This is a genomic window from Neptuniibacter caesariensis, assembly GCF_000153345.1.
GTDB lineage: Bacteria > Pseudomonadota > Gammaproteobacteria > Pseudomonadales > Balneatricaceae > Neptuniibacter > Neptuniibacter caesariensis.
The window spans coordinates 1,373,902-1,387,223 of sequence record NZ_CH724125.1 but is presented as its reverse complement, the minus strand read 5'-3'; the positions used below and the strand labels follow the sequence as shown (position 1 = coordinate 1,387,223).

Below are 13,322 nucleotides of genomic sequence, written 5' to 3'. Positions count from 1 at the left end.
AAGGAAGGTCTGATGTCGCAAGCTGCGATAGAAATTGAAAGTTTATCATTCGCTTGGAAAAAAGAAGCGTTAACACTTCAAATACCGCAGCTTGCTATACAATCAGGTGAGAGGGTGTTCATCAAGGGACGCTCTGGGAGTGGCAAAAGTACACTCCTTAATCTACTAGGAGGCATGATTAAACCGGATTCCGGAACGATCAATATCTTGGGTAAAAATATAGGCCATCTATCCTCAAGTCAGGCGGATCACTTTCGTGCTGATCGCCTGGGGGTGATTTTCCAGCAATTCAATCTACTTCCTTACCTTAATCTGGTGGAAAATGTCACGTTGCCTTGCCGCTTTTCTAGGCGACGTTTGCTTAAGGCCAAAGAAAACTATGGCTCATTAGAGCAAGCGGCTATTGAGTTACTTGCAGAGCTGGGGCTGGATTCCACAGAACTCCTGAATCGCTCAGTGCGAGAGCTTTCGACGGGGCAGCAACAACGTGTTGCCTTAGCGAGAGCATTGATCGGACAGCCTAATTTGATTATCGCAGATGAACCTACATCGGCGTTGGATACAGAGCATCGTGATCGGTTTATCGAGTTGCTGAGTCAGCAATGTGAACGGCACCATTCCACATTGCTGTTTGTTAGCCATGATGAATCGCTCAAAAAGCATTTTTCCCGAGTAGAAGTATTGCAACCCAATCCGGCGGGAGGGTTTTGCATATGATCCTTTTGCGCCTTACCTGGCTTAGTTTATTAAACCGAAAAGCGACATTGCTGCTGATCTTAGCCTCTATCAGTATCAGTGTTTTTCTGCTTTTAGCGGTCGATATGGTTCGGCATCAGGTCAAAGACAGTTTTTCATCGACGGTGTCCGGTACCGATCTGGTCGTAGGCGCGCGCAGTGGACAGATTAATCTACTGCTTTATTCAGTTTTTCGTATAGGAAATGCAACAAATAATATCTCCTGGCAAAGTTACCAGGAGATATCAAAACACCCCAAAGTAGATTGGAGTATCCCGCTATCGCTGGGAGATTCCCATAAAGGATATCGGGTACTGGGCACGAGTCAGACGTACTTTACGCATTACCGTTATGGGAAAAAACAAAATCTGGATTTTGCTAAAGGTAAACCCTTTGCCGGGCTGTTTGATGTGGTTCTCGGGGCGGAGGTCGCAAAGGCGCTAAATTATAAGTTGGGGGATTCGATTGTTATTGCCCATGGCATGGGTAATGCTGCACTTGTCGAGCATGGTGATAAGCCCTTTGTGGTGAGCGGTATATTGAAACCGACAGGTACGCCGGTTGATAGAACATTGCATGTCAGCCTTGAAGCCATTGAAGCGATCCATGTTGACTGGAAGGCCGGGACTAAAATTCCAGGACTTAACATCAGTGCAGAACAAGCACTGGGGATGGACCTGAAACCTAAGCAGATCACTGCTTTTATGCTGGGGTTAAAATCGCGCCTAAGTGTGTTTCACCTGCAGCGATCTATTAATAACTACCGATCTGAACCTTTGCAGGCGATTTTACCTGGCTTAGCTTTGCAAGAGCTTTGGCAGATGTTTAGTCTCGCGGAGAAAGCGCTGATGTTTGTTTCGGCGCTGGTGGCCCTGTCCAGTTTTATCGGGCTCTTGGCCCTGATGTTAACTTCACTCAATGAGAGAAGACGAGAGATGGCTATTCTGCGATCGGTCGGCGCGAGGCCGATGCATATTCTCCTGCTCCTTGTGATCGAGTCTTCACTCTTAACTTGTTTAAGCGTCTTATTTGGCGTCGCGTTACTTTATCTTTCTTTGGGAACTTTATCGCCGTGGATCCAGTCTGAATGGGGATTCCGTTTAATCGTTCAACCGTTAACTCTTTGGCAGTGGCAGCTTTTAGGTATACTGATGTTAGCGGGTAGTTGTGTTGGGGTGATACCCGGTATTCGAGCGTATAAACAATCTTTGATCGATGGTATGGCGATAAGGCTTTAGAGAAATGAAAGTATTGGTAATCCGCTGTGTGTTAATGCTGATGGTGTTAATGCCGTCTTTTGCTTCAGCTACAGAAAATATGCTGAATGGCCAACCAGTTGAGGAGATGGAGTGGGATCAATTGATGCCTGCGGATTTCTCATTGGAAAGCATCTTTAAGCAATCCGATGAACTGGCGATGATCGACGATTTTGATCCACGTGCGCAGAAGCTCTTGGATGAAATGATGGTGGCGATGCAGTCGGCGCCCGTGATCCCAGAGTTAGATGGAAAAATGATCAAGGTGCCAGGCTATGTAGTGCCAATGGAATCTGATGGGCTTAATGTAACCGAATTCTTCCTGGTCCCCTATTTTGGGGCCTGTATCCATGTGCCACCCCCACCTTCAAATCAGATTATCTATGTACGTTTTGAGCCAGGTACCAAGGTTGAAAACCTATACGATGCAATTTGGGTAACAGGGCGGCTGAAAACCGAGACTGTCAGTACCGATATGGCGACTTCCGGTTACAGCATGGAAGCTTTCCAGATCGCGCCTTATGAACTTTAGTAATTATTGGTCATACCAATAGAAATAAAGATTATAAAAGCGCTAGCTTAGCTTTTTCTCGCTCGATAGAATTAAACCTCGTTTAATTTGCTAGGAGCAGACAGTGGAGCAGTTAGTCACCCTTATACTCGATTCCGGACGTGCGGGTCTGGATATGGGCCTGTACATACTGCTTCCTATCATGGTCGTGATGCTTGCGTTGATGAAGCTTCTCGATGCTAAAGGGGTACTCAGCTGGATCTCCAACCTGCTTGCTCCTGTCTCAAGAATCTTTGGTATACCGGGGTTAGGCATTTTCGCGATGTTGAAAATGCTTTTTGTTAGCTTCATCGCACCGGTCGCCACTTTCGCGTTAATGGACAAAAATGGTACTTCGCAACGTTATATCGCGGCGACTTTAGCGATGGTACTTGCGATGTCCCAAGCCAATGCGACATTCCCTTTGAGTGCTGTAGGGCTTAATCTTGGGGTTACCCTTATCACTTCGATCATCGGTGGTTTAGCCGCTGCTGCCTTTACTTACTATTTACTGACTCGGCATATTCAGGAGCCTGAAGCTAAAGAGATTGAAGTCGCGCGCCAACCCGAAGAGAAAAAAACCGTGATTCAGATATTGGGTGCAGGCGGTAAAGAGGGGATGCAACTTGTTTTCGATATGCTTCCAATGCTCATTTTGGCGATTTTTTTAGTGAATGTCCTCAAAGAAACTGGAGCAATAGGACTACTAAGTAGTGCTCTAGCGCCTGCTTTGGCGTTAGTTGGATTGCCTGAAGCGACTGTCCTTCCCTTAGTGACCAAGTTCATTGCTGGCGGTACAGCTTATATGGGGGTGACTATCGACCTGATCAATCAAGGGGCGATCACGGCCAATGAGCTAAATCGTATGGCGGGCTTTGCTACCAACCCCTTGGATATCGTTGGCGTTGCTGTTTTTGCCGCCGCGGGTAAACGGGTAGGGCAGGTGGTACGCTTCGCGGTGTATGGCGGGCTTTTCGGGATGTTACTCCGTGGCGTAATGCACCTGCTAATCTTCTGATCTGAACAGCGCTGTAAACCTCATCGGTTTAGCACTAACTGAGGACCTTTCTTTCCAGCTGGAATGGTGTGTTTAGCGAATACGCCATAGATATGTCCACAGCCATCGCAGTAAGCTACCTGAAACCACGCGTGATTATCGCGAGCACGTTCTTCGCTGTCTTTAGAAACGATATGTTTTATTCCTTCAATCTGGCATTCAGGGCACTTTGGTTCAGCCATTTTATTTCCTCACATAATTAGCTTTGCATTCTTAGTACGGTGTTTTTGCGAAAGGTTCCAATAATTTACACCTAGCTTAGCTCACTTAGACAATCCTCGAGTACCGACATCGCTTTGTAGATCTCTTCGGGACCGATATTCAGGGCGGGCATTAGTCTTATACAGTTACTTCTTGGAGCATTGATCAGTAGCTGTTTTCTGAATGCGCTTGCTGCAATTTGATGGGCATCATAGGCCCCGGTATCTATCGCCAGTAACAACCCCTGACCTCTGATCTGGCCTAATCCGTATTTCTGGCTCAACTCAAAGAACTCGGTTTGCAATAATTCGCTCATCTTATTAACGTTACTCAAAATATTCTCGGCCTCTAACGCTTCCAGTACAGCCAAAGCCGAAGCACACATGAGAGGGTTGCCATTAAAAGTACCGCCCTGATCCCCAGGAGCAAAACAGCTAACAGCTTGTTTAGCCAGCAGGGCAGATATTGGTACCCCACCACCAAGCCCTTTGCCCAGGGTTAGAATGTCTGGGGAGATTCCATAATGTTGATAAGCAAATAGCTTCCCTGTCCGACCCACCCCGGTTTGTACTTCGTCGACGATCAATAACAAATTGTGTTGCTTGCACTGGGTTTCCAACTTTTTGACAAAATCGTATTCGGCAGGGATGACACCGGCTTCACCTTGTACAAGCTCAAGCATAATCGCTGTAGTGTTCGACGAAATAGCGTTGATTAGTGCTTGTGGATCATTAAAGGGTACTTTCTTGAAACCGCTGATTTTTGGTTCAAATAAGGGGGCAAAGCTTGCCTTTCCAGTGGCGGACATTGTCGCAAGGGTTCTGCCGTGAAAGCTATTTTTAAACGTAATAATCTCAAAGGCGCCTTGTTTGTTAAGCTGTCCCCACTTCCGGGCTAACTTAATCGCTCCTTCATTCGCTTCAGCACCGCTGTTAGCGAAAAATACATGATCAAATACCGATGCGGAACAAAGCGTGTTCGACAGCTCGATCATTGGCTTGTTGTAAAATGCCGGTCCAGGATTGATTAGCTGCTCAGCCTGGTTCAATAGGGCATGTTTCAAAAAATTGGGGGAGTGGCCGAGGGTATTAACTGCCCATCCTTGCATCATATCCAGATAAGCGGTACCTGAAGCGTCGAACAGGTAGTGCCCCTTTCCTTTGGTGAAGACAACATCCGGCCTTTGAGTGATTGGCATAAGATGCTGAGTCTGGTTTTCGATCGGTGGTTCTGCCACTGATAATAGTGATTTATTCATTTCTCAAATTTCCTTTAGGCAAAAAAAAACCGCAGGCGATTAACCTGCGGCTTTTCAGAAATAGTGATTGGTTATGCAATTAACATATCGATTCAACTTTCCTCAAGGCGCAGGAGATCGATACGCGACGTCGCAGCGTATTTTTCAAAATCATCAGGCCTTGCTGTGGAGTTGTTTTCATAACGATTGGGAGTATCTCAGCATTTTTTATCTGGCGTCAAGTTGCACAAATGATTACCGGGTGTTTTTCCCAAGTTACTTATTAATGATCAGATCTGCGGGAAGAATTGAATGGTAATGATCTGTTGCAGAGATCAACGACTTCGCAGTCAGTGCTTCGATTGAATAGACTTCGGTTGTTACCTTGTAAGTACTGCGGATCTTTTTAAGTAACAGATCAAAGTCCCCATCTCCAGATAAAAGGATGACTTTATCCACATGTGCAGCCTGTTCTAAAACGTCTATGGTAATGCCCACATCCCAGTCCCCTTTTGCTGTGCCATCCTTACGCTGGATAAAAGGTTTTAATTTAACGTTAAATCCGATGTGACGAAGGGCATCCTGGAATTTTTTCTGGCCGTCATCCGCTCGTTCAATAGCATATGCATTGGCTTCCACAATCTCCCCTTGTGTTGAGATCGCCTGCCAGAACTTTCTGTAGTTGAAGGATCCGCCGAACGCTTGCCTTGTGGTGTAGTAGATATTCTGGACATCAACAAAAATGGCGATTTTGGTCACAATAAACCTATGGGGTAGCGCAAAAAAGGAAAACTATATCAGATTGGCGGTAAATAGACGCGCAAAGGCTGGAAAACTCTACTGGAGTGCACTATCGTTGCATGAGAAGTGAAAAAAGGTTTTACTCAGCCTTAATGTTTGATTATTCGGAGCTTTTTGATGTCTGAAGCAGAGGTTTCTGTTGCCAAAGGTCCTAAGGGAAAACGGATCGATATAGCGGTCATGTTTGCCCTGTGTGGCACTCTGTTCTCACTATTGATTTTTATCTTCATGCTTAAGCAGGAACGAGATGCTTCTGTGCAACAGTTTAAGATGGAGATGACTCAGTTAGCCGCTGCTTTTCAGCAGCAGATAACAACTGAATTGTATGCCCTGGACCGTTTGCAGATCGCGTTGGGTGTCGAAAACGAATCACTTGATAATGTCGTTGAAGAAAACCTTGCCGCTTTTATTCAACGCCGAGATTCATTGCAAGGTGCATTTATTTCGGGTGAAGGGGCTATTCAGGTCTCTGCATTGAAACAGGATTCGTTATTACAAAGTCGTTTTATTTCCGATTACTTTCAGCGATTAGGCCCAAATGAACAGCCGTCACTTAATGGGTTTGAGCATGAAGGTAGTGCCCTGGCGGTCGCTTCTCAACAGTTAGTTCAAGGTGGCCAAATCTCTTTGGTCATGGATCTGAATACACTGCTGAAAACCTCGATAAATGACGAAGAACTCAACGGTGTGAGTGGCGCTTTGTTGGCGGGTACTGAGGTATTAATGCCTATTGGTTCTGCAGATGAGTTGAGCGAGGCAGAGTATGTTAAGGCACTGCGTCTTCCTTTGGCGACTGACTGGAATATACGCTTAGTTGCATCAGGTAATCGTCTTGATTCAGCGATGAGCTGGACCCCGGCAATGTTCCTGCTTACCGGATTACTCCTTTCATTTCTAATTGCTTCCTATTTGAAGCGCGTGAGAAATCACTTACATAATCTAAGTGAACAACAAACGGTTATGTCAGAACAGCTGGTGGACACCGCTTGGCACGATCCTTTAACAGGGCTGGTCAATCGTATCCACTTTGATGAAACACTGGATGTGGAATGTCGTCGGGCAGTACGTGAATTTTCGCCGCTGACCTTAATGCTGATCCGCGTTGACCATTACGAGCAATATTCTGAACGCTATGGTGTACAGGCTGCTGATATCTTACTTCAGCAGGTGTCTGAATCGCTTCGCTCAGCTGTGGGTAGGCCTGGGGATATTATTGCAAGATTAGATGGTTGCCTGTTTGGCTTGATCCTTCCCTCAACAAATGAACAGGTCGTGCAGCTCGCTCAGCGTTGCAATGAGATCATGCACCAACGGAAAATTCCGCATGAGGGTGTTGATGATATTGACTATGTCACGCTGAGTATTGGGGTTGCGACCTTACAGCCTTCCCGAATGCTCACACCTGATACGCTGCTTGATCAGGCTGATCGACAGCTAAACAACGCTGTGGAAGCAGGTGGTGACCAGTATCAGGCTTATGCTGAGTCTACGCTCGAGCCTTCTGCGACTTATTCTGTTTAGTGCCTAGTTGTGCGAAATATAGGCCCGGTAAGTCGTCGTTGGCTCGCTGAAGTTGATGTTTACGACCTGGCTGATCTAAAACAGGTGGGTGTCATAGGCACCTATCGGATGGTATGTGCGGTCAAAGGAAAAAAGGTTAGCTTAAATCTGTTATGGGCGCTTGAAGGAGCACTGCAAGAGATAGATTGCAGAGACTTGTCGCCTGAGTGTAAGGCAGAGCTGAAGCAGCTACTATAAACCGACAAGCCTATTGTCATTTACAGGGCAGAATGTTCTATGCTCAGCTCTCTGTTTGATCGTTTAGCAAAAGATGCGCTTGCGCATTTCCATCGCAGACTGCTCGTTGTGAGTGGCAGTCGGGACTGGTGCCATCAACAGGTCAAACAGTTAGAGAGTATCCAAGGGGTAATTTGGGTAGGAAATGACTACTCGGGCCCTGCTAAAAGTGTCGGTTCTCGACAAGTACATCGTTTGCTGGGCCAGACTGTAGAGCATCTTATTTTTGATGCCTGGAGTGGTTTCAATCCGGATAGTTTTGGGCAGGCTGCCGGGCTTCTTCAAGGCGGTGGAGTCTTTATACTATTGTGCCCCGAACTCGATGAATGGGGACACTTTGATGATCCAGAATATCGCAGTTTAGTTCCGCATCCTTTACCCTCGTCGGCCGCGGGCCGACGCTTTATCAATCGTCTCTGTTTGTTGTTAGAGGACGATGCTTATACCGTACTCTATCGTGAAAAAGAGGAGCTTTCCGGTGTAGAGATTGAGCTTCCGGAGCAGTCAGATAGAACCGACCTTGTTGATGAAGAAGTTGTTTCTCCGCATAAAACAAAAGATCAGCAACTTAGTGTTGAGTTAATTCTCAGTCAATTTAGAAGGGGACGTCGCCCTGTTGTGATCACCGCGGACAGAGGGCGCGGAAAATCGGTTGCACTGGGTATAGCGGCAGCGCAGCTTTCTGGTCTGGATTTTACCGATATTCTGGTGACTGCGCCTGAATACGATTCAGCAGAAGAAGCATTTTTAATGGCTCATCAACTTCTTCCCGATTACGAATATAGCCCAGGACGATTGAGTAAAGGCGACCATCATATTCGGTTTGTTGAGCCCGAACTTGCTTGTCTTGAAACAGGTGAGGGCAAGGTCCTGTTTGTAGATGAAGCCGCAGCGATACCCGTACCTATTTTGAGGAAGTGTTTAGAGAATTTTCCGCGGGTTGCTTTTGCATCGACAATACATGGCTATGAGGGCAATGGTCAGGGATTTGCGATACGGTTTAGGCAGATTCTCCAGGAAATAACACCGAACTGGAAATCGATCCATCTCAAGCAGCCTATTCGCTGGAAAGAAAACGATCCTCTTGAAACGCTGGTTTTTGACGTGCTATTGCTGAATGCCCAGGCTGCCAGTATTGAAGCGCTGAAAGGAGACAGTGATCACTATTCTCCGGAAATTGTAAAACTTGATAGAGATCAGTTATCTGAGGATTATGAGACCCTGAATCAGCTGTTCGGTTTATTGGTCTTAGCGCATTATCGTACCTCTCCGGGTGACCTCAGAATCTTACTAGATAGTCCTGGGCTGCATATCTGGATTCTTCGTATCAATGGGCAGGTTGCAGGGGCTGTCATGGTTTCTGAGGAAGGGCCATTGGACGCAGAATTAGTCGATGATATCTGGTCAGGAAAGCGCAGGCCGAGAGGGCATTTGTTGCCACAAACGCTGGTTGCTCAGGAGGGGGTAAAAAATGCCGCACCCCTAAAGGCGGGCCGGGTAATCCGTATCGCAGTGCATCCTCATCTCCATGGTAAAGGGCTGGGTTCTCAGTTGCTACAGAGTGTTGAAGCTTATTCAAGAGAGCAAGGCTGGGACTATATAGGGTCCAGTTTTGCAGTAAACGCTGCTCTGGTTAAATTCTGGCAACAAAACAATTGGCAAACGCTTCGCCTGGGCTCTTCTCAAGACAGTGTAAGTGGGAGTTATGCAGCCTTAGTGATGCAGCCTATTTCAGCTGAGGCCGTGCAGTTAGCTGTGCAGTTAAAGGCAAGGTTTACGGAGCAGTTTCATTATCGGCTTGGGGATGACCTGAATTCGCTGGATATAGCAGTGGTTTGTAACTTGTTAAGCAAAGGGGCTAACAGGTACGAATTAACTGAACATGAGTATGCCGATCTGATCGCCTTTACACAGCACAATCGCAGTTACGAAAGCTGTTCACTGAGCATCAACAAATTCCTCAGCTCCTTTCTCTCTGTTGTCGATGCTATTCAATTAGATCATCTTCTCCAGGATGAAGAGGTGATTCTACTGCTGAGAAAATCGTTTCAGCAGTATGGTTGGCAAGAACTAGGGCAAGAGGGCTTAGGTCGCAAGGGCTTGATAAGACAGTTGCGTAGCGCTTTATCTTTATTGCTAGAGCTCTATCAAGATTACTAAGGAACCTGCGAACAAGTCCTGAACGACTTTTCTATGCCCTTTGGATAAAGGCTTTCAGAGCGGTTCAAGATTAAGGCAACGATTACAGGGATATAGATTGTACGTCGAAGTTTCCTAACGTCGTAACGTTAGCGTATTCCCTTTCTGAATGATCTCCAGGTTACGCATGAAACTCATACCTAGAAGCACGGTATTGCTATCCATATGTGGATTGATATGCCCCTGAATATCATTAAGGGTAATTCCTCCTAAGCTAACGGAATCCAAACGCGTTTGAAAAACCTCAATCATGCCATTAGCCGTACCTACTTGTTGTTTATAACCCCCAATAAGGCCGATATTGTCAGCGACTTTTTTAGGTACACTAATGGTTGTTGCTCCGGTGTCCAGTAGGAACACGACCGGCTTGCCATTGATTAAACCGGGCGCTACGTAATGCCCTTGCCGGTTACGTTTGAGGATAACTTCCCCAGAGTCGTCTGATGACAGGGCGTGATTCGGGTCATATTTTTCCTGAATCAGATCCTCAAAATAAACAAATAAAATGCCCATTAGGATCAGCCATGCGGCTAGCCACATCCCTTTGCCGATTTGTTGAGGGGTTTTATCACTTTCCATAGATCACGCTCCTGCACTACAAAAGGCTCTGAAAATAATCAGGTTTTCTTCAGAGCTTCTGCAATTGTAGGAGGATTAGTAATCTAGTAGAAGCTTAATTCACCTGCTTCAATTCGTTTAGATGTTCCAGAGTGATTTGAATCTGGGCGTCAATCGCTTGAGTCATTCGCTGGAAATATACCCGGGGTTCTATATGAATTTTTTCCGGCTCAAGTATCTCTTTTTCAATGAGAGATTTAATCTCTATGCACGTTGTGCTGTCCATAGAGTTATTTGCCAGACACTGTAACTGATAATGCAGTTGCACCCGGATATCGGCAGGGCAGTAGCCCAGAGAAGCCGCTTTATTCCCCAGTGCCCTGAGTTTACCTAGTGACTCCGCAAACATAGGACGTTCGAGAAGGTTTTGCCACAGTTCAGAATGGTTAATGTTGGTTTGGGTTGACGTGAGTGAACAAGTATCCGCAATCACATTTAATTCATTGAGTAGCATCTCAATCAGCTGACAATGCGGCATAAAGCTATTTTCCGGTTGTGCTGCCAGTGCTTCCCAGTTTCGCTTCTGAATATGTAAACGTGTTTGGTTACCATCGTATTCGGGTGAAATCAGACTATCCCAAATTGAGTTAATTTCAGCGCTAAGGCGCTGTTGCTGTTGGCGGTTGTTCGGGTCCAGGTTTGCACAAACTCCGCGATGCCGCTGAAGGTTCTGAATCAGACTAAGTAATAAAGAGAGTTGGTAGATCCCTTTTTGCAGCTTGGCATGGTTTTTACGCTGAAGTCTAAATTTATTGTAAAGGTTTGCGCTGATGATTAGCGCGATTAAGCCGATGAAAATAATAGTCTCAATCATGCTACAGCCTCCTTAGAGGATGCCTTCTCTGCTAATTTTTCCAGGTAGCCGGTTAACTCAGTTAATGAACCCGCTTGTTGACTATGCTGCTCAAGCAGATCGCCTATCTGAGTAAGTTTTTCACTCAACTCGTTGCTAGCGTGGGCATGTTCATCAATTGAGAGATTCACTTCACCAATCAGTTTCAGGCTGGTATCGCTTCCGGATTCTATGTTCTGTAAAAGTCCCTGCATTTTATTGCAGGTAGTTGAGCCCAGTTGCAGTACTTCATCGCATTGCTGCATGCTTTTTGTGACTTCATGCACCCGGTTCTGCATAGATTCAACCAGTTGTGTGATATCAGCTGTTGCACGTTCGGTATTTCCCGCTAGCTGGCGTACCTCGTCAGCAACGACTGCAAACCCGCGCCCTGCTTCTCCAGCTCTGGCGGCTTCAATAGCGGCATTCAGGGCAAGTAAATTGGTTTGTGCAGCCACCTCTTCGATAGTGCTGACAAAATTTTGAATCGCCTGAGCTTCTTCTGAAAGTTCTGAAATCTTGTGGCAGGTCTGGCTGAACTGCTCTGAAACCCCGTTTAATGAGTAACTCAGTTCAGCAGCTTCACTGCTGCCTTGCTGGCAAATCTCTTGGGAGGTATGTGCATTGTCGTAAGTATTCTGCACGTGACCGCGGATTATCTGAACCGTCTGGCTCATCTCTTCAGAAGCGCTGGCGATTGTTAGTAATTGGTTCTGCTGTTCGGAAGCCGCATGGGCTGTATGGGTCGCTAGATTCTCTAACTCGTGAGTTGAATAGCGCATCTCACTGCATAACTGATCTGAAAGGGAGTTTAGCTCCTGATAATCACGTGAAATTGAGTACAGGTGCTGGCTCAGATCACATAAGGGTTTGTCAGCACTGTTATATCGGCTGCGGAATTGGTGATCCTGATCGGCAAAGGCTGCAATAATCTGCGAAAGGTGCTGCCAGCGCTGTTGGCAAAGAAAGATAAAACAGATTTGCAGATAGACTAAGGGTAAAAGCAGCCAATACGCATGAGGAAGATCTGCATAAGTGGCTGCAAACAAAGCAATCCAGATCAACAGTAAAGTGATTCCTGAAAGCAGAAGTGATGCTCTGCTCAGCAGTGTGTAACCCAATGATAGAAACAGCATGGCTGGCTCCTTAAACTTGCTCTCCTGACAACCTTTGAGCAAAACTTGAGCCAATTTAAGATAAAGAGAACTTAAGCGCCCATTTTATGGGCAATTTGTGACTGATTGTGCAAAGTAGTTGGGCACAAATGAGGGTATGGATTGGTGGCTGGGTGCATTGTTTTGGTGCGGGTGGGTTCCATTAAGTTGCACGGCATAAACCCTGCCGGGTGTTATTTAATCCGGTTTGATCCTGATATTAGCGTTAAATGCGACTGAACGTCTTTCACCTTCGCCAATAAAGGGTTCAGCGCCATGAAGTAACCAGCCTGGAAAGACGTATAAGTCGCCAACCCTGGGTTCGAAACTGATCAAGGATTTGGAAAAGCGCTGTTTATTGCCTTCAATAAAATTGATAAATCCAGCTTTACGTCCCGAGATATAGTTACGTTCATATTGCTGCGGGTCGATCTTTGTCGGTTCTTTGAGATAGAAGACACCCGAGATATCGCCGGAATGGAAATGGACCGGGCTTGGGGTATCTTCATACTGGCTAACCACCCAGAATACTTCAAATTCAATATGTTCAACCTCGCTACCTTCTACCTCCTTCACATAATGGCTGATCTGTTCCTCAATTAATGAGGCCAGGGAAGGGGAGCCGCTGAAAACGGCCTCAGCAGAGAGCAGTGCTTCACTACTCTTATTCTGGTCAATATGCGGGTCAATGGACTGGTTTAAACGATCTATAACAGCCGTGGGCAGTGTCGTTTTTGCGATCTGTGGCCCGAAAGGGGAGTGCAGTTCAGTGGTCGGATTTGAGTGAGAGGGTCGCCCAAGATTGTCATCTGCTTCATACTTGCGTAAGCGACGGGTTCTTTTTAATTCACTCATAATTGGGCCTGTTGCAGTATTTTTGTCATC

The 13,322-nt window shown here is 46.2% G+C and carries 14 protein-coding genes; 7 read left to right on the top strand and 7 right to left on the bottom strand.

Annotated features, from left to right (window positions below):
* Positions 1–12: 12 nt before the first annotated feature.
* The 4 genes from MED92_RS06545 (at position 13) to MED92_RS06530 (ending at position 3,559) form a co-directional block, all read left to right on the top strand.
* On the top strand, positions 13–717 hold the full coding sequence (locus MED92_RS06545) for an ABC transporter ATP-binding protein (protein ID WP_007020728.1): 705 nt from the start codon (positions 13–15) through the stop codon (positions 715–717).
* Positions 714–1,973, top strand: a complete 1,260-nt coding sequence (locus MED92_RS06540; RefSeq protein WP_007020727.1) for an ABC transporter permease — start codon at positions 714–716, stop codon at positions 1,971–1,973. The genes MED92_RS06545 and MED92_RS06540 overlap by 4 nt, the downstream gene beginning before the upstream one ends.
* 4 nt (positions 1,974–1,977) lie before the next feature.
* Positions 1,978–2,523 carry a DUF3299 domain-containing protein gene (locus MED92_RS06535; protein WP_007020726.1) on the top strand — a complete coding sequence of 182 codons (546 nt, stop codon included), beginning with the start codon at positions 1,978–1,980 and terminating at the stop codon, positions 2,521–2,523.
* 103 nt (positions 2,524–2,626) lie between these two features.
* Complete coding sequence (locus MED92_RS06530) at positions 2,627–3,559, top strand: nucleoside recognition domain-containing protein (protein ID WP_007020725.1); 933 nt, start codon at positions 2,627–2,629, stop codon at positions 3,557–3,559.
* Positions 3,560–3,579: 20 nt separating this feature from the next.
* On the opposite strand, the gene MED92_RS06525 is transcribed toward MED92_RS06530, so the two are convergent.
* From MED92_RS06525 to MED92_RS06515, 3 genes are all read right to left on the bottom strand, one after another.
* Complete coding sequence (locus tag MED92_RS06525) at positions 3,580–3,780, bottom strand: hypothetical protein (RefSeq protein WP_007020724.1); 201 nt, start codon at positions 3,778–3,780, stop codon at positions 3,580–3,582.
* Positions 3,781–3,851: 71 nt separating this feature from the next.
* The gene (locus MED92_RS06520; RefSeq protein ID WP_007020723.1) at positions 3,852–5,057 is read right to left on the bottom strand and encodes an acetylornithine/succinylornithine family transaminase; all 1,206 of its coding nucleotides are present in this window, start codon (positions 5,055–5,057) and stop codon (positions 3,852–3,854) included.
* Positions 5,058–5,312: 255 nt separating this feature from the next.
* Positions 5,313–5,795 carry a LabA-like NYN domain-containing protein gene (locus MED92_RS06515; protein WP_007020722.1) on the bottom strand — a complete coding sequence of 161 codons (483 nt, stop codon included), beginning with the start codon at positions 5,793–5,795 and terminating at the stop codon, positions 5,313–5,315.
* Positions 5,796–5,954: 159 nt separating this feature from the next.
* On the opposite strand from MED92_RS06515, the gene MED92_RS18460 reads away from it, so the two are divergent.
* The 3 genes from MED92_RS18460 to MED92_RS06500 are packed head-to-tail and all read left to right on the top strand — an operon-like array spanning position 5,955 to position 9,794.
* Positions 5,955–7,358 carry a GGDEF domain-containing protein gene (locus tag MED92_RS18460; protein ID WP_007020721.1) on the top strand — a complete coding sequence of 468 codons (1,404 nt, stop codon included), beginning with the start codon at positions 5,955–5,957 and terminating at the stop codon, positions 7,356–7,358.
* Positions 7,359–7,367: 9 nt separating this feature from the next.
* Positions 7,368–7,595 (top strand): TfoX/Sxy family DNA transformation protein, encoded by a 228-nt coding sequence (locus tag MED92_RS06505; protein WP_007020720.1) that lies wholly within the window; start codon positions 7,368–7,370, stop codon positions 7,593–7,595.
* A gap of 39 nt (positions 7,596–7,634) precedes the next feature.
* On the top strand, positions 7,635–9,794 hold the full coding sequence (locus MED92_RS06500) for a tRNA(Met) cytidine acetyltransferase TmcA (protein ID WP_007020719.1): 2,160 nt from the start codon (positions 7,635–7,637) through the stop codon (positions 9,792–9,794).
* Positions 9,795–9,908: 114 nt separating this feature from the next.
* Here MED92_RS06500 and MED92_RS06495 read toward each other — a convergent pair whose 3' ends face one another.
* The 4 genes from MED92_RS06495 to MED92_RS18455 form a co-directional block, all read right to left on the bottom strand.
* Positions 9,909–10,412, bottom strand: a complete 504-nt coding sequence (locus MED92_RS06495) for a retropepsin-like aspartic protease family protein (protein WP_007020718.1) — start codon at positions 10,410–10,412, stop codon at positions 9,909–9,911.
* A 94-nt stretch (positions 10,413–10,506) separates the two neighbouring features.
* Positions 10,507–11,265, bottom strand: coding sequence for a hypothetical protein (locus MED92_RS06490; protein WP_007020717.1), 759 nt, complete (start codon positions 11,263–11,265; stop codon positions 10,507–10,509).
* A complete protein-coding gene (locus MED92_RS06485) occupies positions 11,262–12,419 on the bottom strand; it encodes a methyl-accepting chemotaxis protein (RefSeq protein ID WP_007020716.1) in 1,158 nt (385 codons plus the stop codon). Before MED92_RS06485 ends, MED92_RS06490 begins: the two co-directional genes overlap by 4 nt.
* Before the next feature lie 216 nt (positions 12,420–12,635).
* Positions 12,636–13,292, bottom strand: a complete 657-nt coding sequence (locus MED92_RS18455) for a putative 2OG-Fe(II) oxygenase (RefSeq protein WP_007020715.1) — start codon at positions 13,290–13,292, stop codon at positions 12,636–12,638.
* Positions 13,293–13,322 lie beyond the last annotated feature (30 nt).

Coding starts and splice junctions, on each gene's coding strand:
- MED92_RS06495 (WP_007020718.1), bottom strand. CDS start 10,412: ATGGAAAGTGATAAAACCCCTCAACAAATCGGCAAAGGGATGTGGCTA.
- MED92_RS06485 (WP_007020716.1), bottom strand. CDS start 12,419: ATGCTGTTTCTATCATTGGGTTACACACTGCTGAGCAGAGCATCACTT.
- MED92_RS06540 (WP_007020727.1), top strand. CDS start 714: ATGATCCTTTTGCGCCTTACCTGGCTTAGTTTATTAAACCGAAAAGCG.
- MED92_RS06525 (WP_007020724.1), bottom strand. CDS start 3,780: ATGGCTGAACCAAAGTGCCCTGAATGCCAGATTGAAGGAATAAAACAT.
- MED92_RS06490 (WP_007020717.1), bottom strand. CDS start 11,265: ATGATTGAGACTATTATTTTCATCGGCTTAATCGCGCTAATCATCAGC.
- MED92_RS06535 (WP_007020726.1), top strand. CDS start 1,978: ATGAAAGTATTGGTAATCCGCTGTGTGTTAATGCTGATGGTGTTAATG.
- MED92_RS06545 (WP_007020728.1), top strand. CDS start 13: ATGTCGCAAGCTGCGATAGAAATTGAAAGTTTATCATTCGCTTGGAAA.
- MED92_RS06500 (WP_007020719.1), top strand. CDS start 7,635: ATGCTCAGCTCTCTGTTTGATCGTTTAGCAAAAGATGCGCTTGCGCAT.
- MED92_RS18460 (WP_007020721.1), top strand. CDS start 5,955: ATGTCTGAAGCAGAGGTTTCTGTTGCCAAAGGTCCTAAGGGAAAACGG.
- MED92_RS18455 (WP_007020715.1), bottom strand. CDS start 13,292: ATGAGTGAATTAAAAAGAACCCGTCGCTTACGCAAGTATGAAGCAGAT.
- MED92_RS06520 (WP_007020723.1), bottom strand. CDS start 5,057: ATGAATAAATCACTATTATCAGTGGCAGAACCACCGATCGAAAACCAG.